Source organism: Nostoc spongiaeforme FACHB-130 (assembly GCF_014698475.1).
In the GTDB taxonomy this organism is placed as follows: domain Bacteria; phylum Cyanobacteriota; class Cyanobacteriia; order Cyanobacteriales; family Nostocaceae; genus Nostoc_B; species Nostoc_B spongiaeforme.
Genome location: NZ_JACJTB010000005.1, coordinates 20927 through 43694 on the forward strand (window position 1 = coordinate 20927; position 22768 = coordinate 43694).

At 40.1% G+C, this 22768-nt stretch carries 17 protein-coding genes; 3 read left to right on the forward strand and 14 right to left on the reverse strand.

Going from position 1 to position 22768, the window contains the following annotated elements:
• Window positions 1–23 precede the first annotated feature (23 nt).
• The 12 genes from H6G74_RS06510 to H6G74_RS06565 form a co-directional block, all read right to left on the reverse strand.
• Window positions 24–3095: a N,N-dimethylformamidase beta subunit family domain-containing protein gene (locus H6G74_RS06510; protein ID WP_190966906.1), complete on the reverse strand. Its 3072-nt coding sequence runs from the start codon at window positions 3093–3095 to the stop codon at window positions 24–26.
• A 45-nt stretch (window positions 3096–3140) separates the two neighbouring features.
• Window positions 3141–4340: a DegT/DnrJ/EryC1/StrS family aminotransferase gene (locus tag H6G74_RS06515; protein WP_190966907.1), complete on the reverse strand. Its 1200-nt coding sequence runs from the start codon at window positions 4338–4340 to the stop codon at window positions 3141–3143.
• Window positions 4333–5307: an SDR family NAD(P)-dependent oxidoreductase gene (locus tag H6G74_RS06520; RefSeq protein ID WP_190966908.1), complete on the reverse strand. Its 975-nt coding sequence runs from the start codon at window positions 5305–5307 to the stop codon at window positions 4333–4335. The genes H6G74_RS06515 and H6G74_RS06520 overlap by 8 nt, the downstream gene beginning before the upstream one ends.
• On the reverse strand, window positions 5297–6199 hold the full coding sequence (locus H6G74_RS06525; RefSeq protein ID WP_190966909.1) for a DapH/DapD/GlmU-related protein: 903 nt from the start codon (window positions 6197–6199) through the stop codon (window positions 5297–5299). Before H6G74_RS06525 ends, H6G74_RS06520 begins: the two co-directional genes overlap by 11 nt.
• A 17-nt stretch (window positions 6200–6216) precedes the next feature.
• Complete coding sequence (locus H6G74_RS06530) at window positions 6217–7440, reverse strand: hypothetical protein (protein ID WP_242051168.1); 1224 nt, start codon at window positions 7438–7440, stop codon at window positions 6217–6219.
• Window positions 7437–8576 (reverse strand): DegT/DnrJ/EryC1/StrS family aminotransferase, encoded by a 1140-nt coding sequence (locus H6G74_RS06535; protein ID WP_190966910.1) that lies wholly within the window; start codon window positions 8574–8576, stop codon window positions 7437–7439. The genes H6G74_RS06530 and H6G74_RS06535 overlap by 4 nt, the downstream gene beginning before the upstream one ends.
• Complete coding sequence (locus tag H6G74_RS06540; protein WP_190966911.1) at window positions 8573–9610, reverse strand: Gfo/Idh/MocA family protein; 1038 nt, start codon at window positions 9608–9610, stop codon at window positions 8573–8575. The genes H6G74_RS06535 and H6G74_RS06540 overlap by 4 nt, the downstream gene beginning before the upstream one ends.
• Before the next feature lie 226 nt (window positions 9611–9836).
• Window positions 9837–10364 carry an acyltransferase gene (locus H6G74_RS06545; protein ID WP_190966912.1) on the reverse strand — a complete coding sequence of 176 codons (528 nt, stop codon included), beginning with the start codon at window positions 10362–10364 and terminating at the stop codon, window positions 9837–9839.
• A 48-nt stretch (window positions 10365–10412) separates the two neighbouring features.
• Entirely contained in the window at window positions 10413–11699 is a 1287-nt protein-coding gene (locus tag H6G74_RS06550; RefSeq protein WP_190966913.1) for an ABC transporter ATP-binding protein, read from the reverse strand.
• 25 nt (window positions 11700–11724) lie between these two features.
• Entirely contained in the window at window positions 11725–12564 is an 840-nt protein-coding gene (locus H6G74_RS06555; RefSeq protein ID WP_190966914.1) for an ABC transporter permease, read from the reverse strand.
• 28 nt (window positions 12565–12592) lie between these two features.
• The gene (locus H6G74_RS06560; RefSeq protein WP_190966915.1) at window positions 12593–13021 is read right to left on the reverse strand and encodes a hypothetical protein; all 429 of its coding nucleotides are present in this window, start codon (window positions 13019–13021) and stop codon (window positions 12593–12595) included.
• 630 nt (window positions 13022–13651) lie between these two features.
• Window positions 13652–15001, reverse strand: coding sequence for a glycosyltransferase family 4 protein (locus H6G74_RS06565; protein ID WP_190966916.1), 1350 nt, complete (start codon window positions 14999–15001; stop codon window positions 13652–13654).
• 1132 nt (window positions 15002–16133) lie between these two features.
• On the opposite strand from H6G74_RS06565, the gene H6G74_RS06570 reads away from it, so the two are divergent.
• Window positions 16134–18308: a GumC family protein gene (locus H6G74_RS06570; protein WP_190966917.1), complete on the forward strand. Its 2175-nt coding sequence runs from the start codon at window positions 16134–16136 to the stop codon at window positions 18306–18308.
• A gap of 191 nt (window positions 18309–18499) precedes the next feature.
• On the opposite strand, the gene H6G74_RS06575 is transcribed toward H6G74_RS06570, so the two are convergent.
• Complete coding sequence (locus tag H6G74_RS06575) at window positions 18500–18736, reverse strand: hypothetical protein (RefSeq protein ID WP_190966918.1); 237 nt, start codon at window positions 18734–18736, stop codon at window positions 18500–18502.
• Window positions 18737–18982: 246 nt separating this feature from the next.
• On the opposite strand from H6G74_RS06575, the gene H6G74_RS06580 reads away from it, so the two are divergent.
• Window positions 18983–21142: a Tex family protein gene (locus H6G74_RS06580; protein ID WP_190966919.1), complete on the forward strand. Its 2160-nt coding sequence runs from the start codon at window positions 18983–18985 to the stop codon at window positions 21140–21142.
• Between the two features lie 220 nt (window positions 21143–21362).
• On the opposite strand, the gene dapF is transcribed toward H6G74_RS06580, so the two are convergent.
• Window positions 21363–22202, reverse strand: coding sequence for a diaminopimelate epimerase (dapF, locus tag H6G74_RS06585; RefSeq protein WP_190966920.1), 840 nt, complete (start codon window positions 22200–22202; stop codon window positions 21363–21365).
• Window positions 22203–22353: 151 nt separating this feature from the next.
• Between dapF and H6G74_RS06590 the strand changes: the two genes are divergently transcribed.
• Window positions 22354–22572 (forward strand): Hfq-related RNA-binding protein, encoded by a 219-nt coding sequence (locus H6G74_RS06590; RefSeq protein ID WP_190966921.1) that lies wholly within the window; start codon window positions 22354–22356, stop codon window positions 22570–22572.
• The last annotated feature ends 196 nt before the right edge of the window (window positions 22573–22768 follow it).

Consider the following 22768-nt stretch of genomic DNA (forward strand, 5'->3'; position numbering starts at 1 on the left):
CTGTACTCTGTGGAAGGAAGGTATTAAGGTACTGTGATGTCTGCTTTTGGAGCTTGGGGTCTAGCTCCCATATCTGCTAAAACATTTACGGCTATTTGCCTAGCACGACGATCTTCCCGATATGGGCTGACACCATCGCTATCTAATCCCCATGCCCACTGAATAGAGCCAGTGGCAAACACTTTAGCACCACTACTAGCTGTGTAACGAGCAGCATTAGCGAAATTGTAGTTAGTACCAGCAGGCAAGCCAGGTTCTCCAGGTGGTTCATATTCATTTGGTGAACCCTCGGTAGTTACTGGTGACTGGGACAAAACAACAATACCAGGGGGAGTTGACTGATTATTAACGACCGCATCCCATTCAGATCCTACTAATAAAGGCAGGCTATCTCCTGGTTGGAGATTAGTGTATGCGTAATAAGGATCTGAACTATTAGCACCTACCACAAAGTTGAAACCACCGTAGTTGATAAAATTTCCAGCGCCATTTGTGGTGTAGCCAATGGTGGTGTAGCCAATGTACATAACACCTAACAAAGAATTTTCCGGACGTTGGTTTTGAAAACTACGATATTTATTAGTAGCTGCTGATGCTCCCTGTTGCTGGACAACCGGATCGAGTGACCAATCTCCTTTATAGCAAGCCATGATGCGATTAGGACTTACTTGCCCAGCAGCAAGAGTAGAGTTTTCAAATCGTACTCGCCAATAGCAAGTATTGGCAGAGAAAAATGCTAAATTGACACCAGCATCACGGGCTGCCTCAACGTGATCGCGCATTTGTGACGACCAGTATTCATCATGACCCACAGACAGAAATACTTTGTGATTAAGTAACAGTTGCTGGTTAGTGTGAGTGTCCATGTTTGTAACATAGGTCACATCGTAGGCTTGAGATTCCAACCAACGCACCATGTTGTATTCCACTCTTAGCGGGGTATCGAACTCTTGGGAACTTTGGCTGTATGATTGCCAGTATGGTCGATCGAAGGAAACCTTCAATGCTCTCTGTCCGTCCATGCTGTTGAATGGGTATAAGCTAGCTCCGCCTGTAGGACTATAAGCTAAAACCGTGGAAACAGCACTTTGGAATAGAACATCAGCAGTAGTGCCATCATTACGTATGCCATCATTACGCACGACAAACCACACATGAGCTTCTTTGCTAGTCCTCTGATCAGTCAATTTGGCTATATAAATACCACTAATCCAGTTACTGCCTACTTGCAAAACGTAGGAAGTTGTCCAGTTACACTCTACTAAGTTGGTAGTCGGGTCTTTCGTACATGCAGGTTGGGTCGTGCCAGTGAGCCAACCACTGCTAGTGATCAACCTTCCTCCCTTACCACCGTAGTAACCCAAGCGGTACACGTCGATCATGAAATTTCCCTCTTGTGCCAGAGAAACTTTAATGTCGAGTGTTCCACCTACATTCACACTGGTTGCTGAGGCGTAGCCTGCGATCTCACCATTACCCCGGTTGACAAGCTTCCAATTAGTGGTACCAGGATTTTGATTTTCCGAATAGATAGCATTCGGATTGGCTGGAATTGCTGAAGCCAGGAATGTTACACTGCCAATACCATCTGCTGTCGCTGTTACTACCACTCCTCCAGTGCCGCTAGGTGCAGTTCCCAGAGTAACCACCGTACTTGCTAGACCATTAGCATCAGTTACCACAGTAGCTGGTGAAACCGACCCCCCACCGCCAGTAACACTAAAGTTTACCGTCTTCCCTGACTCCGGATTGTTTTGATCGTTCTTGACAATGACAACTAATGGGTCGGGCAGTTGTGCGCCTGCTGTACCATTCTGATTGTCTCCACTAACTTTCTCTAAAGTACTGCCAACGGCATAAACAACATCGCGGTAATAATTACTCCTGTTGGAAGAACTCGTGGGAAAAGAGTGTGGACTCAGACTATAAACTCCATTGTTGCCGTCTGCTACTGAACTGAGCTCGCCATTAACTATAGGGCTAGCCAGTTCATCAGATGTGAGAACAAAATGGGTATTGACGTTAACAGACACAACATAAGTTGTATTAGCTTGAATACTAAGTGGTGTACTTAGAGCTTGCTGTTGCCAGCCAGAAGCCGTTTCGTTAGTAAAAGTAACACTGGTGAGGAGTGTACCCGTTGCCGACCAGATTTTGCCAATGTGAGTTCCTGTCTCACTGGGGGCTTTCCAAAAGCGAATAGCCTTAATTTGGCCTGCTTTCGCACTGCGGAATTTCATACCTCCTTCATAGGAATTACCATCTGTGACGTTTTGAAGGTTCGGTACCTGAGTTGTCAAGACAGTTTGGGTATTTCCGGAGGGGTTGGCAGTTGCAGAGAAGGTGACGCTACCAATTCCTATTGCTGTACAGCTGACAGTATTTGTCACGGGATTCGCCGCTCCAACCACAGATCCTAGGGTTAAGCTAGTACTAACGAACCCATTGGAGTCGGTGACTGCACTGGTAGGTGAGACCGATCCCCCACCACTAGTAACAGTAAAGTTGACAGTGGTACCGGATTGAGGATTACCAGCACTGTCTTTGACTTGAACAACTAAGGGGTTGGCTAAGGTACTTCCAGGTGCGCCAGTCTGATTATCACCGCTAACTTTGGTAATAGTTGGAACAGCAACAACAACAAAGTCGATGTCGCGATAATAATTACTATTACGGAAAGAATTAGTCGGAAAAGCTCCTGAAGTTTCATTATACAAACCATTGTTGCCATCAGCTACTGAACTGAGATCGCCATTGGTTATGGAGGTAGCTAGTTGATCGTAAGTGCCGACATAATAGGCGTTGATGTTGACAGACACAACATAGGTTGTATTGGCTTGAATATTAAGCGGTGTACTTAGAGCCTGCTGTTGCCAACCAGAAGCAGTTTCGTTAGTAAAAGTAACGCTGGCGAGGAGTGTTCCTGTTGCTGACCAAATCCTACCAATATGAGTTCCTGTCTCACTCGTGGCTTTCCAGAAGCGAATGGCGTTAATTTGTCCTGCTCTAGCACTGCGGAATTTCATACCCAATTCATAGGGTCTATCGTTAGCGTCTAGATAGATTGGGACTTGATTGGTAAACAGAAAAGTCATAGCTGTTTCCCGTAATAATACTAACTTTAACGGTAAATTTCATAACTAAATGAGAGACGTTTTCAATACTTGTACTACATAATTTTGCTCCTCTGGAGTCATTTGATGAAACAGAGGTAGTAGGATAGTACAATCTTGTGCTTGCTCACTTTCCCAAAGGCGATCGCATCTTCCGGCATCACAATCACACTTTTCTTGAGTAATTCCACAAGACCAAGCTTCATGAACATAGGCCTGTTCTCGGTGAGAACACATAATTCCCCGCCTTGTAGAAATTCCTGCATCCAGCATTGTCTGCATTACTTGCTGTTGATTGCATTCCTCCGATAAGCGAACACAGTAACTCTGCCAGTTACTGTGCGCCCAAGTCGGCTCAGTTGGTAACTTTAATCCAGGCACATCTGCCAACAATTGCTGATACTGCTCTGCCAGAAAACGGCGGCGTTCGACAATCTCTGGTAGACGTTTAAGTTGTTCTCTGCCCACTGCTGCCTGGATATCGGTCATACGGTAGTTGTAGCCCAATAGTGGGTATGACTCAAAAATCACTTGCTTGGCACCGTGACGTACAGTGTCAGGCACGCTCATCCCATGTTGCCGCCAGAGGCGAAACTGTTTGTCCCATTCGGGGTTAGCGGTAGTCAGCATCCCCCCATCCCCAGTCGTAATGATCTTGCGTGGGTGAAATGAAAAACAGGCAATATCTCCGTGTGGCTTGCCAATTTTCTGCCATTGCCCATCCCAAAGTATTTCACTACCAATTGCACAAGCCGCATCTTCAATTACAGGTAGCGAGTGTTGGTGAGCAATGTCCAGAATTGCTTTCAGGTTACACGGCATTCCCATCTGGTGAACCACCAAAATGGCACGGGTACGAGGACTGATGGCAGCTTCAATTAAAAGTGGATTGATATTAAATGTTTGCGGTTCAATATCAACAAAAACTGGTGTCGCTCCACAATAGCGGATACTATTAGCAGTGGCAATAAAGGAGTGACTGACTGTAATCACCTCATCTCCTGGTTGGACACCAACCGCCAATAGAGCTAGGTGTAGTGCTGTGGTGCAATTGGAGACTGCACAGGCATAAGGTGCGCCCAAATATGCGGCAAATTCCTGCTCGAAAGCAGTCACTTCCGGCCCCTGAGTTACCCAGCCTGTCAGAATCGGTCGCCTCGCTGCATCAGCTTCTGCTTCCCCGATCCAAGGTTTCATGATTGGGATATTCTTCATCTGCTCAGACATTGCTGATTTCCTTTGTTATTTTTTGTTCGCGCCACCAATTCACCAGTCTCTGCAAACCTTCTTCCAGAGAAATTTCTGCTTCAAAGCCCAATAATTTCTTTGCTTTGCTGACATCTGCCAATCGGCGTTGTACGGGGTTGACTTTGCGTTCTGGCCCGTACTCTGGTTGGAGATCGGCACCCATAACCTTAGCCAAGCTATAGGCTAGTTCATTTAGGCTAGTTTCCACACCACTAGCAATGTTAAATACTTCGTCAGTCACATCGGATTTAGCAGCCAATATATTTGCTCTGGCAATGTCTTCAATATAAACAAAGTCCATTGTTTGTTTGCCATCACCAAAAATTAGCGGTGGTTTACCATCAATAATTCTTTCCATCCACCGAATCAGCACCTCGGTGTAAACACCGTAAATATCCATCCGTGGCCCATAAACGTTAAAGTAGCGTAATGCTACATAGTCCAAGCCATACATAGCATGAAAGCTACGGAGTAAACCTTCATTAAAGGTCTTGGCAGCGCCGTAAATTGTGCGGTTATCGTAAGGATGATGAGACTCTGTTGTCGGGAAAATTTCAGCCATACCATAGATTGAAGCGGAAGATGCTGCAACTACTTTTTTCACCTTGGCATTAACTGCTGCTTCTAGAACATTAAACGTACCATCTGCCAGCACTTCTAATGCTAAACGCGGTTCTTCGGCGCATTGGGTAATCCGAATGGCTGCTTGATGAAAGACAATATCCACACCTTGCATGAGATCAGCAAGGAGTTTTTGATCGCGGATATCACCCTCTACAATCACCAAATGCCCATTTTCTTGAGCCCAAGTTAGGTTACTCAGCTGTCCGCGAGTGAAGTTATCTAGGACGATAATTTCCGAGGCTCCTTCTTTGACCAATAAATCGGCAATATGAGAACCCACTAAGCCAGCACCACCTGTAATTAAAATTCGCTTATTCTGCATTTTGTTTACTCTCTTCTGGTTTATGTCCATTTAGCCAACGCACAAATCGAGCCGGGTCGCCTATCATAACAGCGTAGTCAGGAACATTTTTCCTGATATGTGACCTAGTGCCAATAAACGCATTGTTACCAATACTTAACTCTGGGAGTATGCCAGACTGTCCACCAATAAAGACATCATCACCAATGACAGTGCTACCAGCTATAGCTACCAAGGCACATATATTACAACGAGAACCTATCCGCACATTGTGTCCAATGTGTACTAAAGCATCTACTTTAGTATCTTCACCGATTTCCGTAAAGCTACCAAAAACACTGCGGGCTATGTGGCTATTGGCTTGAATTTCCACTCCGTCATGAATCAGGACACCACCAGCATGGGGAAAGATGATCTGTCTACCGTCTACGTATTTTGGCTCAAAACCTTCTCCCCCAATTACGACTCCAGCACGAATAGTCACATTATTGCCAATAATAGAACGCTCTTGAATTACTGCATTAGGCTCAACAATGCTACCATTACCAATGCGAACATTTTTAGGAGCTACATAGGCACGTTCATGAACAGTTGCTTCTGGTGATATTTCTGAATCAAAGTCATCCCAATAAAAATTAGTTTTTGTGAATAAGTATTTATGGATCTGGTAAAAGGCTGTTTGCGGATCATCACAAACTGCGATCGCTAAATTATCGGGTAAGTCCAGTGCAATTTCTGGTGTTGTGATTACACAAGTAATATGAGGGTTGGCAAGAACTTGATTGAGATAAGCTGAATCGTATAGCGTGACCAGCATTTTATCTGCATTGTGTGACAGCAACCCCAATGAATTAAAATCACCATCATGTAAGACTTTTACGTTTACTAGATGGCTTATTTCTGAAATTCGCATATATTTTCTCTTATTTGCTAAGAAGAAATCATCTCGTCAATATACTCAGAAGCGAAAAATTCTGCTGTTGCCCTTGATGTTTTATCTTGTTGACAAGAACGCCAAAGTAACTCTCCTACTTTTAATCCTCCCGTTTGTAAGCGGATGATCGGTTCTGGGCCAATTGCTGATGGCAAAATAGCCATGTGACCTTTATTAGGTGCATTTGGCGGCCACACAGGAATGCTATGAGCCAGAAAAGCAGAACGATCTATATCGCCCCAAAACTGAGCAACTACCACTCCCGGCCAGCGTTCTGCAATGAGTTCAGCTTCCAAGTTAGATAAAACTGGTGCTAATTGAGGCTGCATCGCCACCACAATGGCATCGTATGCTGTTTCTTTAGGGGCTAGAGATACATTATCGAATTTGTCAACTTTAGCACCAGCATTGATCAGACCACTCTCAATAAAATTTTGAAAATGGTTGTCACATAACAATAAAATGTTGCTTTTATAAACAGCAATCCCTGCATCAACTAATAGTTTAGTTGCCATTAAGCCCAGGAATGAAAATACATCTACCGATGGATGACGTTCATTAATTCCAGCTACTTTAATACCTCTTTGGCGACAGATTTCTATATCGATATCATCTGGTCTAAATTCCCAAGCTTCATACATGAGCGAGATCACAGCTGTTGGTTTCATCCCAGAAATCATCTCTGCATCAATAGGGCGGACATGACTACTATTGGTAATAATGTCAGCTTGAGCTACTATATCTTTTGATTTTTCGGTGATAATTTCGATACGCTCACTTACGCCAGCGATTTGGGCTAATTGATATGTCTGCTCTATGACTTGCTCTATTGTGCCGTAACGACTATTGCGAGTCATGGCATAGACTTTCTTTGCTCCAGCCATTGCCGCTACTACAGGTGTAACAACATAAGCTCCAGTGGCTGCTTCTGTGAGTACAATGGCATTTTGCAGTTGTAGGTGACAACTTTCAATAGCCTGGCGCATCAAGGTCACTAAGCGGCGGTAATTCAAACCAGGTCGATTGTCAGATGTCAGTCCATAATGTCCTGTGGCTGCTTCTGCTAGTACAATGCTATCGTGTTCTTCTAAATTGAAGTCTTCCTTAGCTGCTGCTACTACTGAAATAACATCGTTAAGCTGGAGGTTACAACTTTCAATGACATTCTGTATCAGTGTCATTAAATGCTGACGATTCAAGCTGAGACTGTGATTGTTCATTGAATTTTTTCCCCATGATCAAATTTTTGGAGACTCTCAACAACAGTCTGAATCTGAGATGTTTTCAACTCAGCGTACATTGGCAAGGATAAAACTTCATTGGCTGCTTTTTCTGACCAAGGAAAGTCTCCAAGTTTGTAGCCTAAATCTGCATAAGCCTGTTGCAGATGTACTGGAATAGGATAATGAATACCTGTTTGGATGCCTTGCTCATTGAGCATTTTTTGCAAAGCTTGACGCTGCTGTGATGGCGGCATAGTATCACTGCCAGGGCAACGCACAGCATATATATGGTAGACATGGCGGCTATAGGGCATCACAACTGGAGTCTTGAGCCATGAGTCTGCCAATAATTGATCATACAGTGCTGCATGGTTGCGGCGAGCTTCAGTCCAAGTTTCTAGATAACGTAACTTGACTCGTAAAATTGCTCCTTGGATACCATCCATGCGATAGTTGTAGCCTTTGAGAACATGGTGATATCGTTGTTCCTGCCCCCAGTCACGCAACATCCGCATTTTGTTGGTATATTCAGGATGATTGGTGACCACCATACCACCCTCACCATAGGCTCCCAGGTTTTTACCAGGGTAAAAGCTAAAACATCCTAAATCCCCAATACTACCTACTTTCTGCCCTTTGTACTCAGCACCATGAGCTTGGGCTGCATCTTCAATGACAATCAAGTCATAACGGCGAGCAATCTCTAAAATTGGCTCCATATCTGCTGGTTGACCGTACAAATGCACCGGCAAAATGGCTTTTGTGCGCTCAGTAATCGCTTTTTCGATTTGGGTAACATCGATGGTGTAGGAAACAGGGTCAATATCTACAAAGACAGGTACTGCTCCGGTGTAACAAATTGCTGCTACTGTTGCCACAAAGGTAAAAGGTACGGTAATTACTTCATCACCAGGGCCAATTCCAGCAGCTAGTAAGGCGAGATGGAGGGCGCTAGTACCTGTATTGACAGCGATGCCAAAATCAGCATTACAGTAAGTGGCAAACTCTGTTTCTAAAGTTTGAACTTCATTACCCAAAACAAATTGGGTACTTTCTAGGACTTGTAAAACGGCGTTGTCAATTTCGTCTTTGATGCTGAGATATTGAGATTTTAAGTCTACAAATGGAATCATGCTGCTACCTCTGCTGAGTTCAGTTCAATTAATCGGCCTTGTTGCTTCAATGACTGGGTTGCAGCTTCGAGGATTTTGACTACCCGCAGCCCTGCTTCACCACCAGTAATGGGGCGATCGCCTTTGGTAATACAATCAATGAAATGTGAGCCTTCAGTTCGTAAGGCTTCAGTCATATCTAATTTTGGAGACCACATATCTCCTGTGCGGTACCCAATCATCATCTGGTAAACACTTTCAGCATTGCCATTAAAGGTAATTCCCTTATCGTAAATTTTGACTTTTTCGCTAGGTTCTAAGTCATCATAAACAATCATACGTTGGCTACCACCAATTAAGGTGCGGCGTACTTTTACAGGAGCTAACCAGTTGACATGAATGTGAGCAATTAAATTTTTCTCAAAAAACAAGGTCAAGTAAGCGATGTTTTCTGGTTCTCCAGGTACGTGGCTGATACCTGTTGCGGAAACAGCGTAAGGCTGAGATGGCAACACATAGTTCATGATTGAAAGGTCATGAACGGCTAAATCCCAGATCACATTCACATCATGCTGAAACAGACCCAAGTTAACACGTACAGAATCATAGTAGTAAATATCACCTAATTGTTTAGTGGCAATTAGATCATGCATTTTGCGGACAGCACCTGTGTAGACAAAGGTATGATCCACCATTAATACTAGGTTGCGTTTTTCTGCTTCCTCAATCAAGCGCATTGCCTGTTCGGAAGTGGTAGTCATGGGTTTTTCTACCAATACATGCTTACCAGCTTTTAATGCAGCTAAGGCTAAATCGAAGTGAGTAGAAACTGGAGTAGCGATTGCTATTGCATCAATTGTTGGGTCTTTAAATAAGTCGAAACTATCTGTAGTTACTTTTATAGTTGGATAGCGAGCTTGTACTTTCGCCAGGAGTTCTGGCTTAAAATCACTAACACTTGTTACTTGTGTTCCTGGAATTTCTGCAAAATTTCGTACTAGGTTAGGGCCCCAGTAACCATAACCAATGACACCGATATTAATGTTATTTCCCATTTTCTGTTACTAATCAAACTTCTATTCCGATGAATTGGGAGAAGCTATCATGAACTAAAAAGATAGCCTTGCTCTGAATCTGCCTGCAATGTAATCATTAAGGGAATTACAACTAAAAAACACACAATTACTCCGGTGGCAGAGGATGCTACCGGAAGAAGGATATAGCTGATTATTTTTGCTCTTTTTTTAACTTAAATTTAAGTGTCAACTGTTGTTAACTAAATCAACCTATTGAACTCATACTGACATTGCTAGTTGACATTTCCAAATTTTGACAGCGATTTCTAACATCACCAATAACACGAGCCGGAACTCCCACGACAATTGCATAATCAGGGACATCCTGTGTCACAACTGCACCAGAGCCAATGATTGCTTTTTCACCAATAGTAACTCCTGGTAAGATAGTCGCATTACTACCAATAGAAGCACAACGCTTCACTAAGGTTTTTATTGTGTACCAATCATCTGCCGTTTTTAAACTGCCATCTTCATTGGTGGCGCGTGGGTAAAGATCATTAGTAAACATGACTCCATGACCGATAAAAACTTCATCCTCAATGATTACACCTTCACACAGAAAGCTATGCGATGAAATTTTACATCGGCTTCCTACTGTAACATCGTTCTGAATTTCGACAAATGTACCTATTTTAGTTTCATCACCAATTTTGCATCCATAAAGGTTCACAAGATGAGGATGAAAAATTTTGACATCTGTACCCAACTTAACATCACTACTTACTGACATTTTATTGTTTACCTATCACTTCCTAAATCTGAGATTAAAACCTGATAATTAAATTTTCTCTACAGATTGCCATACTGCATCTTCTATATAAAGACATTCATTACCTTGCCATTCGTAATCGGGACGTTCAAATTTATGCATAGTTACTTCAAATGGACAGATTTGTTTAAGGTTTTCTAGTATTGTGTCACTACGTCGTTCAGCTAACCATGTTGTTAAAGAGTAGGAACCCATATAAAGCCTAAATTTCGGAATCTCACATCGGAGAATAAATGTCCCTTCTTCTTTGCAAAATGGAGCCTGGGAATCAAAAAGCCAGAAAATACAGATAGGTTGTTCTAAAGAATTGACTACCTGAAAAGCAAAGCGCAGACTTTCATGAGGTTTAGTTATATGTAAACCAAACTCAATCTTCATTGCTTCTCCCCAGCAGTGAATTCCTTGTCCTTCCGAGGTATTGATACGTATCCAAGCTACATAATTACCAGTTTTATTCTCAGGAGCTTGGTAATAGGCTTTTTGTTCACTATGAACTTGTTGTTCTGTGAGATATAACTTTATTGCATTGGAGGTATGACCATCAAACTGAATATTACCCTTAGAAAGTAGGATACAGCGTTTAGTCAACTGAGCGATCGCTGTCATACTATGGCTAACAAATAAAACTGTCCGCCCTTGTTTGGTTGCAACATCATCCATTTTCCCCAAGCACTTCTTCTGAAATGCTGAATCACCGACAGCCAAAACTTCATCAACAATTAAAATTTCTGGTTCTAGATGAGCCGCAACAGAAAATGCTAACCGCACATACATTCCAGAAGAATATCGTTTAACTGGAGTGTCTAAAAACTTTTCTACTTCGGCAAAGGCAACTATTTCATCAAATTTTTGCTTAATTTCAAATTTACTCATCCCCAGCACAGAACCATTAAGATAGATGTTTTCTCTACCTGTAAGTTCTGGGTGAAATCCTGTGCCAACTTCTAATAAACTTGCCACTCTGCCTTGGATGGTAATACGCCCTCTAGTTGGTTCAGTAATCCGGCTCAAAATTTTCAGGAGCGTTGATTTACCTGCTCCATTGCGTCCGATTACACCAATGGCTTCACCTTGTTTAATCTCAAAGGAAACGTCATTTAATGCCCAAAATTCTTCAATATGTGGATTGGATATTTTTTTCTCAGCAGGCTTGATGAGATTGTGAGTTAAAGATTTAGCTCCATTAGCAATCAAATCACGGAGAGATTTGTAGCGATAGCGCCCAGAGTTCTCCTGTTGATGACTAATGATATATTTTTTTCCAAGATTTTCAACACGAATTACAGTGTCTGACATCTGCTTTATTCCCATTTTTTTCTATCTAAATTACGTCAGCAAATGTCCTTTCGACTTTGCGGAAATACCATATACCACTTAGCAGTAAAATTCCCACTAAGATTAGAGATAAGGAAAATCCTGGCCAGTAAATTTTGGCATCACCCCCTAAAATAGCCCAGCGAAATCCATCAATTACTCCTACCATTGGATTCAATGAATACAGTAATCGCCACTGTTCTGGTACGAGATTGCTACTAAAACCAACTGGTGAGACGTACAAGCCAAACTGGACAATAAATGGCAAAATGTGACGAAAGTCACGATATTCTACATTCAGTGCGGCAAACCACAGACCTACTCCAGTTGCAGCAGCAAAGGCAATACCAATGAATAAGGGTAGTGTCAGTATCCGCAAATCAGGAACAAAATTATACCAAGCCATGAGTGCAAGTAAAATTGTGCCAGAAATCATAAAATCTACAAAGCTGACAATTACTGAACTCAGTGGCACAATTAGACGAGGAAAGTAGACTTTGGATATCAAGTTGGCATTACCAAGGAGGCTGTTGCTACAGTCACTCAGCGCATTAGCAAAAAACTGCCAAGGTAACATTGCCGCAAATACAAGGATTGGATAAGGTGCAGATGAAGGTAATTTAGCTAAATTACCAAATACCACAGTAAATATAACCATCGTCAAAAATGGTCGGATTAGCGCCCATGCTAAACCAACCACAGTTTGCTTGTAACGCACCAAAATATCACGCCAAGCAAGAAAATATAATAATTCCCGATAATGCCACAAGTCCTGCCAATACTGACGCTCAACTCGTCCAGCTTCTAGTACTAGCTCTGGTGTGGAAGCTATATCTTGACTAGTCATAGGATTTATTTAAAGTTTTGATATCTATTTAACTTACGAACTGAAAATCTTTCATACCGTGATAATTAAGCAGTTTTGACTGCCGACGAGTAAACTCTCCCACAGAAGGATTTCCAGATGGATGAATCACACCTGTTACTTGCTGCCAAAGTTCTGGAGGAGCTAGTGAAAGTTTATATGTGCGATCGCCAGACTTTTGTACGTGATACCATTTTGTTTGTTGGCACTGTTCGCACCAAAATGCCTCTAACCATTCTCCTTCTATGAGAACTGCTGTTTGGTTTGCTACTAGCATTAAAGCATTACGTCGACTGATACCTCTTTGTTGCAATTGACCTGGTTGGTCAGCAAAAATCTGATATTTCTGACTAACACTATCTATATAACAATTGTGAATTGGACAGTAAATTGCCCTTCTTTTTGAACGCTTCCGATTTCGGTCACACCTTCTCTGCAATTTGGCCTCCCACACTAATAAAGTACAAATATAGATAAACAAGGAAGGTTTCGTTGGAGGGACTGAGATCATAGCGACCATCAAAGCCCATCTCCTAAATATTTCTGATCTTATTAATAATTTGATTTAGACTATTTCTCTGAGGTTTTGAATCTATTACTAAGTATAACCATTGGTTTTAATAATTATTTAACAAGCATTCTACTATTTCATTTCTTGTCATACTATTAATATTTATTAAAAACCTAAATTAACTAATTTTGTTACCTTACTTACTACTATAACATGTTTTGAAACTTTGATAAAAAATCACAAGTTTGCCTAATTTTAAATTTTTATTGAATTTACCAATTTTATTGAGGAAAGTGCTGATTTGTAGCAATAGAACTATTAGCTTTACTTCTTTCAACAATCAACACTATCCTGAGCTATTTAAAAAAGCTAATTATTCAAATTCTAGTTTATTTGTTAATGGGTCTCTTCAGCAAGATGAAGATTATTTTCCTCCTAAAGCTAAATATAAATATTTAGTTTTGAAATTAGTGAGTTTGTTATCAACAGTAAGAAGAACAAAAAGGGGAGTTCTCAATGTTGAAATTCTCACTAAATTAACTGATAAACTAACCATTTCTATTTTGTTTGTACCTGAGATACCGACAGTATGTCATCAGAAGCAATTGCTTGTTGCAAAACTTCAAAATACTGTTGAGAGATTAACTTTGGTGTAAAGTGCGATCTCAGGTATTGCCGACCTGCTTTTCCCATCCGTTCTCCTAATTGTGGGTCACGGCTAAGTAAGCGAATAAATTGGGCTAATCCGTGTCCATCTCCATTGTCGAAAGTTCCACCACAGTTAGCTTCTGCAATTAACTGTCTCAGATAAGAGTAGGGTGAACAAATGACTGCTACAGGCCTTCCCGTAGCTAAAGCCGAGTACAGCTTGCTTGGAACAACTAGACCTTCTGTGGTTTCGTCTACACTGACAAAAGACAAGTCACAAGCTGTTAAAGAGTAGGGGAGTACCTGCTTATCTTGATATGGTAGAAATGTAAAGTTTCTTAAACCTAAGCGGTTTACTTCCTGCATTAGTTCTTCTCGTTTTGCGCCACCACCAATACATACAAACTGAATTGGTTCATCTTGTAGTTCTTTGGCCGCTGCTAGCATAGTTTCAATATCATGGCAGCGTCCCATATTGCCTGAGTAGAGAACTGTAAACTTCTGCACAAGGTTATGCTTCCATGCAAACCAATTTTCTTGTTTAGCAATTGGAACAATTAAATCTGGGTTAGCCCAACTATGAATGACAGAAATCTTATCGCTGATTTGTGGACAATGAGCTAACACACGTTGTTTCATGGCTGGGCTTAAAACTATAATCCCTTTTGCATTGAACCAAACTTTTTGGTTAATAGCACGCCAAATCTTGACTAGCCAATGACTTTTGGATACTACACCCAGAGCGATCGCAATATCAGGATAAAGATCGTATATGATGCAGACATAGGGAAGTTTAAACAATAAATAACCCAAATATCCCAGTAATGGCAAAAATGGTGGAGCCGTTGTCACCAACATAACATTGTTACGTTGCCAAGCTCTCAATAGATATAAAAAGGCACGTAGAGTATACAGCACACCATTGACAGCTTTGCCGCGAATTCTTCCTGGCCAAAGTTGAGCTGTCCGAGATCGCTGAACTCTAATACGGTCTAGCTTTTCTACAGATGGAGCAGCGACTGAGCTAAACGCATATCCAGGTTGACTAGTAAAAACTTCTACATCTACCCCTTGCTGCCCTAACTGTTTTACTAATTCCTCTATTAATTGTCCAGTAGCAGCATAGTCTGGGGGAAAATATTGGGTGACTACAGATAATTTAAGAGATTGCTGAATGTTTAGAGAATTCTCACTTGTTTCTTCTAACCGAGTAGAAATGGATTGTGAAAATTTTTGGTTCATCCATTCATTGAGTCTCATCGGCAGTATCCTACTTAAGAATTTAGAGATTTCTAGGGAAATATAACTGAACCACTAAAGCTCTTAAGTCATTAATATAGCTAGCCTAATACTTACTTTACCCTACCCATCTTTAGTTAATGACAGTCTGGTATAAAAACCACAAAATTTAGCAGCTTTTTCTCAAGCTGTTCATTTGAATTCTAATGCTAGAGAATTTTGACTAACAATATGGGCAAGCGTATTATGTCAGTATTATCAATATTACGGAGTAGGGGAACACACGATATACATTTAAGCTTTATTTAAGAAAAAAGCTTTCTTACTTTAGCTTGTAGTTTTACGGAGATTAATCATCTACATAAACATAAATAAGTTTTGGCAGTTTCTTTAAGGTTTTAGACACCATAATTTAGATGTTATGGTGAGGATTTTCTACTGTAAGATTTTACATTTTATTGCTTGTGCTATTTACTTACTTAGTAGTGATTTTATGCAGCTTATAAGAGGTTGCGAAGAATCACAGTTATAATCTTAAACAGTAAGATATCATGTTTCAAAGTTTACTCACAAGCTTCATCAAAAATTTATCTTGCTCATATTTTTTTATACATTCTCTTCATACAGTGTGTTTTTATTTAAGTACTCGTTCGCATTTATTTTAAACTTCAGTCTTATCACTAAGAATTAATTAATGAATCAGGTCTTGTTGAGCTACTTTTTAAGAGTATAATAAAGTACTAATTATTGAATTAAATAACTATTGCTCAATAAAGTAGTTCGATAAGACTATTGCTCAATAAAGTAGTTCGATAAGACGACTAATAGGTTTGAAGCATCATAACTTACGTCCTAGTCACTAGTAAAATTTGGAGATACAGAGGATATATTTACATTTCGTAACTTAATTTACTCTCGTGTTGTGATTTACAATCTGAAAAGTTATTGATTAAAATAGTGTATGTGAACACAGCAAAGATTAGTTTTAAGTAAAGTATATAGCAATAGTAAATACAATATTATCTCAACAGATTTATTACAGCTTGTATAATTTTTCACATTTTCCCATAATTTACTAATCCTGCTACAAAAAATAAATCTAAAAAATTGTTATAAATGGTATTGTATTATTTCTTACTAAATATTTGCAAATATGGATAATTATCGCTCTCAGTACTCCAACTCAGGACATAATAACAATCCAGAACATCTATTTTCCTCAAATCAATCTCTACCGTGGAATGAAGAATCAGAAGGTGGATGGAACCTTCAAGAAGTCTTGGATATTGTGCAGCGAAGATGGCTTATTATTTCTGGCGTTGCTACTGTTGCAATGGTTGTTATTGTTACTGGTTTAACGCTTAATCCAGCCAAGCCAGAATATGAAGCTGGTTTTCAGATTCTCGTAGAACCAGTTAGCGAAGATAGTAAAAGTGTTGATGTAGTCAAAGATACTAATTCTAATTCAAATCAATCTACTCTAGATTATGATAGCCAAATTCAGATTCTTAAGAGTCCAGTAATTTTGGATGATGTGGTTAAGCGTGTACAAATTACCTATCCAGACATCAGTTATGATTTCTTAGCCAAATATTTAAATGTTTTTCAATTAGGAAAGACAAAAATTATACAAGTAACTTATCGAGATAACGATCCCGATAAAGTGAAACTTATTTTAGATAAAACTGCTCAATCTTACTTAGAATATAGTAAAGAGAAACGACAAACTAAACTAGGACAAGGGCTCCAGTTTGTTGAAACACAGCTAAAAATATCTCAAAATCGTGTTGATCAGTTGCAACAACAATTGCAAACTCTCAAACAAATATATAATCTTAACGACCCAGAAACTGAGACAAAAGCACTAGATACTGAAACAGCAAACTTAACTGAACAAAAGCAAACAATTAATTTTCAGTTGGCACAAGCTCGTGCTAATTTAGCTCTGCTGCAACAACCAGATGGTGCAAAAGCAGCACTCAATACTGCTGTTTTATATCAACAGTTAATCAGCCAAAAAAATCAAATAGATACTCAGGTAGCTGCGGATTCTACTCGTTTCCAACCTGATAATCCTACACTCCAATCATTGAAAGAGAAAAGAGATAGTTTATTACCGTTAATTAACCAAGAAGCAAAGCGGATTTTAGATACTAAACGCGCTGAAATTCTAACTGGAATTAGAATTTTAGAAGCGCATAGTCTTGCTATAGAAAAAAGAGAGCAAGAACTGCAACAAAAACGCAAGCAACTACCTATTTTATCGCGTAAATATACAGATTTACAGCGAAAATTACAAGTTGCTATTGACAGTCTTAACCGTTTCTTATCTACTCGTGAAAGCTTGCAAATTCAGAAATCTCAAACAGAATTTAGCTGGGAATTAGTTCAATCACCTGTTAGACCGGGATTTCCGGCAACTTCATCTAGTTTTAAAAAGAACCTTTTATGGGGATTGGTAGCAAGTTTGGCAATTGGAGTTGGTGTTGCTTTATTACTAGAAAAGTTAGACAGTACTTACAATAGTGTTAAAGATTTAAAGGAAAAAATAAAATTACCATTGTTAGGCAATATCCCTTTTGAAAAGCAAATTCAAACTGAGAAAAATAACTATTTTTTTCCCCGGAATCTGCCTTTGATAGATTTACCAAAATACTTCTCTGAATTTCTGCTTAATTTGAACGTTGCCACAGTTCAGGAAAGTAGTAACTATAATACAAATTTTGTAGAAGCCTTACGGGTACTTTATACCAATATTCAGCTTCTCAATTCTGATCACCCAATTCGTTCTATTGTGATTACTTCATCGATGCCAAGTGATGGGAAATCCACAGTTGCTTTTAATCTGGCTCAAATAGCTACAGCAATGGGACAGAAAGTACTGTTGGTAGATGCTGATCTTCGTAAACCAACTATACATACTTTATCAAATTTAAATAATATATGGGGGTTGAGTAATTTAATTTCGACCAATTTACCAGTAGGAGAAGCTATTCAAGAAATACCTACACTGAGTCAATTATCTGTTATCACCTCTGGGCCAATACCACCAGATGCTACAAAACTACTGTCTTCAGAAAGAATGAAACGATTGATGAATGAGTTTCATAATTCTTTTGACTTAGTAATTTATGATGTACCTCCTTTGGTGGGGCTGGCTGATGTTAGTTTGCTTGCACCTAATACAGACGGTATTTTAATGGTGGTAAAAATTGGCAAAACCCAGTCTTCAGTACTTAATCGTGCTATTGAAAACTTAAAACTTTCTCGGTTGAATATTTTAGGGATAGTTGGCAATGGTGATAAAACCACCTTCAAAAGTTATTAACTAGAGAGTCTTGATAATTTGTAACTTTCTGTGGCTCGATGTCTTGTTAAGAGAAGGCGATCGCTCTCAAACTCCAGCCTGTTAAGCTATCTAATCTCTTGACAATTACTGGCTGAATTTTGCCAACGCAACTATACAACTATAATTGAGCGAGTAGCGATCGCATCTTCCTATTACTTAATAATTTCTACTTATTTCTTATTAACGTGAGTATAATTTTTATCGTTATCTCGCAAAAATTTATTAGTGCTAACAAATACAACCACTAACAGTAATAGCTGGATTTGCCACGGTGCTAAGACTAGACTGACAACTAGGCTGATAATAGTAAACACGCCTGTTAAGTAGGCTAGTTCATCGCTACATTTTTTTGACAAGTAACCTGTTGCTAATCCAGTAAATAGAGGGATTAAAAAAATCAAAGGCATTACAATTCTTCTCCTAAAATTTAAGATGCCAAGGATTAAGAAATTCTAATTTAAAGTTTTATTCATAATGATTGCTGTCAATCTTACATCTAAAGATGTTTGCTTCACAATAGTCTAAATAAATAAACAATCACCAAGTCAAGATTCCGTAATTGTCTAGTAAATAAGTTTAACACTCAGTGCTGTCACTATAATATCTATCTAGGATATTACCTTTAGAAGTAACGTTTTTCCCTGAGATGCCCAATGCTAAACATTCCTCAACTCTTAGCAGCTGAACTAGACCTTAAACTTTATCAGGTGCAGAACGCGCTGGAACTTTTGGCGGAGGGTGCAACAATTCCGTTTATTGCACGGTACCGCAAAGAGCGCACTGGTGAAATGAATGAAGTGCAATTGCGCGATTTGTTTGATAAGTACAATTACTTAACAGAATTAGAGGCAAGAAAATCTGTAATTTTAAATGCGATCGCCGAACAAGGTAAACTCACCGATGAGTTAAAAACGCAAATTATCTCTTGTCAACAAAAAACCGAACTTGAGGATTTATACCTACCATATCGACCAAAGCGCCGCACCCGCGCCACCATTGCTAAAGAAAAAGGATTAGAACCTTTAGCCGAGTTTATTCAATCTTTAAATATTAAAAATGGTATAGCTGCATCTTTAGCAGCAGAAGCAAGCAAGTATATTTCTGAAGACAAAGGTGTAAAAACCGCAGATGAGGCGCTAAAAGGTGCAGCCGATATCCTTGCTGAAGCAGTAGCCGAAACAGCAGAACTGCGTGCTTATTTGCGTGATTATTTCCTAGAAGCTGGAGTTTTTGTTTCTCGGATTAAAGATGATTATCCTGAAGGTACAACTAAATTTGAGATGTACCGCAATTATCAAATCAAAGTCAAAAATATTGCTCCCCACAATATGTTGGCATTGTGTCGGGGTGAAGCAGAGGGAATATTAAGCTTTGATATTAATTTTGACGAAGATTATGTACTTGGTTATCTCGAATCTCAAGTAATTCGCACCAAAGTCAGAGATATTCGAGATTTTTATCAGACGATGCTGAAAGATGCGTTTAACCGGCTGATGAAAACCTCTCTGACGGCAGAAGTAATTTCTACCAAAAAAGATTATGCAGACATAGAATCGATCAAAACATTTGAGGCTAATTTGCGGGAGTTATTGCTGTCTGCACCTGCGGGGATGAAACCGACTTTAGCGATAGATCCGGGATTTAGAACTGGATGTAAAGTAGCTGTTTTAGATGAAACAGGCAAATTTTTAGAGTATCAGGCAGTTTTCCCCCACCAAGCAGCAGAACAACGCACAAAAGCAGCACAAACGATTAAAAATTTGCTTGAAAAATATCAAATTGAGCTAATTGCGATTGGTAACGGGACAGCTTCGCGGGAAACTGATGAGTTTGTCATCCAAGTATTACAAACTCTCGACCGTCAACCAATTAAAGTAATGGTGAATGAATCTGGTGCATCAATATATTCTGCCAGCAAAGTAGCGTTAGAAGAATTTCCTGATTTAGATGTAACAGTGCGGGGTGCAATTAGTATTGGTCGCCGTTTGCAAGACCCTTTGGCAGAATTAGTCAAAATAGATCCCAAATCTATTGGTGTGGGACAATATCAGCACGATGTTGATCAGAAACTGTTGAGAAAAAAACTAGATGAAACAGTAGAAAGCTGCGTCAACTTTGTGGGTGTAGATTTAAATACAGCTTCTAAAGAACTTTTAACGTTTGTGTCTGGGATTACAGCCGCAGTTGCCAACAACATTGTTACCTATCGCAATCAAAATGGTGCCTTTAAAAATCGCCGCCAACTTTTGAAAGTCCCGAAATTAGGGCCGAAAGCTTTTGAACAAGCCGCCGGATTTTTGCGGATTCGCAATGGTGATCATCCTTTAGATAATACGGCTGTGCATCCTGAAAGTTACTCAGTTGTAGAAGCGATCGCCTCTGACCTCAACGTAAAATTAAATCAAGTCAGTCAAATTTCCGAAAAACTCAAAAAAGTCGATATCAGAAAATATACCACTGATACTATTGGTGAACCGACATTACGGGATATCCTCAGCGAACTCGAAAAACCAGGACGAGACCCCCGCGCTGAATTTAAGTATGCCACCTTTAAAGAAGGCATCAAAGAAATTAGAGATTTACAAATAGGGCTGGAATTAGAAGGAATTGTCACAAATGTTGCCAATTTCGGCGCATTTGTCGATATTGGTGTACATCAAGATGGTTTAGTACATATTTCCCAACTCGCCGACAGATTTGTGGAAGATCCCAAGCAAATCGTCAAGGTGGGACAAGTTGTCAAAGTGAGAGTCTTGGAAGTGAACGAGAAATTAAAACGGATTAGTTTGTCAATGAAAGCAGTTAAGCAATAAGAAGTGCTGAGTATTGAAGGAGGTAGGAGGCAGGAGGCAGGAGGCAGAAGGCAGAAGGAAAAATCCTTTCCAATTAATTCAGGACTTACCGCAGTGAGACGAAAAATCAAGAGTTTTGGGAAGGGTGTCAGGGCAAAATAAAGTCAAAAATCAAAAGTCAGAGAATTTTTGACTTTTAACTTTTGACTTTTGACTTTCCAGCGCCGCCCTACACCCAGTCTCAAGCAGTACCCTTAAACACTCGTTCGGCGGGGCCAGTCATATATACCCGTTCGTCAATTTCTGACCATTCAATTTCTAAGCAACCTCCTGGTAATTCTACAGTCGCGGCGCGATCGCATTTTCCGGTTAACACGCCAGCCACTAAAGAAGCACAAGCACCTGTACCACAAGCTAATGTAATTCCTGCGCCTCTTTCCCATACCCGCATTTTTAGGTAGTCACGACTTACCACTTGAATAAATTCGGTGTTGGTTCTTTGGGGAAAAACTGGGTGATGTTCAAACTTGGGGCCGATGGTTTCTAAGGGAATGGCGGCGACATCTTCCACAAAAGTGATGCAGTGGGGATTCCCCATACTCACACAGGTAACTTCCCAAGTTTGTCCAGCGACTTCTAGGGGTTGATTAATTACTTTGGTATCAGCCGCACCCAGGGTAGTCGGGATTTCGCCAGCTAGTAAATGTGGTAAACCCATATCCACCTTGATTTGACCATCCGGTGTCAGTTGGGGTGTAATTGTCCCCGCCAAAGTATGAATGCGATATTTATCTTGCGTGCGGGATATGCCTTCTAAATCGGCGAGAAATGCAGCTAAACAGCGAATTCCGTTACCACACATTTCCGGTTCTGAACCATCGGAATTAAAAATCCGCATGGTGTAATCAGTACCGTTTTTTCCTGGTAAGGCGAAAATTACACCATCTGCACCGATACCAAAGTGGCGATCGCACCACTCAACGGCTTTCTCTGGTGTAATAAGTGGCGTGGCTGCCCCGCGATTGTCAATTAAAATGAAGTCGTTGCCTAGACCGTGATACTTAGTAAATTCAATTGCCATTTTGCCAATGATGAATTATCAATGATTAGGAAAGGATGAAGTATAAAGTATGAAGCATGAAATATGAAATTTTGTCCTTCATAATTGATAGTTCATAATTTGCAACTCCTTACTGAAAAAACTTTCGATTGTGCATAAACCATTATCAAAAATGCCGACAACAGAATTTGATACTTCGCTGCCTAGCATTCGGCAAGTACAGAACCTGATTAAACAAGCCGCAGTAGTTGAGTTCAAACTAGTCACAGGCGACCTGTTGACAGGTAAGATTTTATGGCAAGACCCCGGTTGTGTTTGTATTGCTGATGAAAACAACCAGCAAACAACCATTTGGAAACAAGCGATCGTCTATCTTCAACCCAAGGGTTAATTAGAGGCTAGTACAAAAAGGCAAAAGGAAAAAGGCAAAAGGAAAAAGAAATAATAGTGATAACACAAGCCTTTTAGCAATTCCTTATGGTCTATTTATTTCCACCGGACTGTACTAGAGGCTAGAGGTTAGTATTTTTACTCAGCACTCAGCGAGAACTTGCGTGCGCGGGTTCCCCGCGTTGAGCAAAGTTCGG

What these genes read in the sequence shown, in the direction of transcription:
- H6G74_RS06540 (WP_190966911.1), bottom strand. Translation starts at nt 9,610, where the DNA reads ATGGGAAATAACATTAATATCGGTGTCATTGGTTATGGTTACTGGGGC.
- H6G74_RS06580 (WP_190966919.1), top strand. Translation starts at nt 18,983, where the DNA reads ATGCTAAACATTCCTCAACTCTTAGCAGCTGAACTAGACCTTAAACTT.
- H6G74_RS06515 (WP_190966907.1), bottom strand. Translation starts at nt 4,340, where the DNA reads ATGTCTGAGCAGATGAAGAATATCCCAATCATGAAACCTTGGATCGGG.
- H6G74_RS06565 (WP_190966916.1), bottom strand. Translation starts at nt 15,001, where the DNA reads ATGAGACTCAATGAATGGATGAACCAAAAATTTTCACAATCCATTTCT.
- H6G74_RS06535 (WP_190966910.1), bottom strand. Translation starts at nt 8,576, where the DNA reads ATGATTCCATTTGTAGACTTAAAATCTCAATATCTCAGCATCAAAGAC.
- H6G74_RS06590 (WP_190966921.1), top strand. Translation starts at nt 22,354, where the DNA reads ATGCCGACAACAGAATTTGATACTTCGCTGCCTAGCATTCGGCAAGTA.
- H6G74_RS06575 (WP_190966918.1), bottom strand. Translation starts at nt 18,736, where the DNA reads ATGCCTTTGATTTTTTTAATCCCTCTATTTACTGGATTAGCAACAGGT.
- H6G74_RS06530 (WP_242051168.1), bottom strand. Translation starts at nt 7,440, where the DNA reads ATGAACAATCACAGTCTCAGCTTGAATCGTCAGCATTTAATGACACTG.
- H6G74_RS06550 (WP_190966913.1), bottom strand. Translation starts at nt 11,699, where the DNA reads ATGTCAGACACTGTAATTCGTGTTGAAAATCTTGGAAAAAAATATATC.
- H6G74_RS06555 (WP_190966914.1), bottom strand. Translation starts at nt 12,564, where the DNA reads ATGACTAGTCAAGATATAGCTTCCACACCAGAGCTAGTACTAGAAGCT.
- H6G74_RS06520 (WP_190966908.1), bottom strand. Translation starts at nt 5,307, where the DNA reads ATGCAGAATAAGCGAATTTTAATTACAGGTGGTGCTGGCTTAGTGGGT.
- dapF (WP_190966920.1), bottom strand. Translation starts at nt 22,202, where the DNA reads ATGGCAATTGAATTTACTAAGTATCACGGTCTAGGCAACGACTTCATT.
- H6G74_RS06510 (WP_190966906.1), bottom strand. Translation starts at nt 3,095, where the DNA reads ATGACTTTTCTGTTTACCAATCAAGTCCCAATCTATCTAGACGCTAAC.
- H6G74_RS06570 (WP_190966917.1), top strand. Translation starts at nt 16,134, where the DNA reads ATGGATAATTATCGCTCTCAGTACTCCAACTCAGGACATAATAACAAT.
- H6G74_RS06525 (WP_190966909.1), bottom strand. Translation starts at nt 6,199, where the DNA reads ATGCGAATTTCAGAAATAAGCCATCTAGTAAACGTAAAAGTCTTACAT.
- H6G74_RS06545 (WP_190966912.1), bottom strand. Translation starts at nt 10,364, where the DNA reads ATGTCAGTAAGTAGTGATGTTAAGTTGGGTACAGATGTCAAAATTTTT.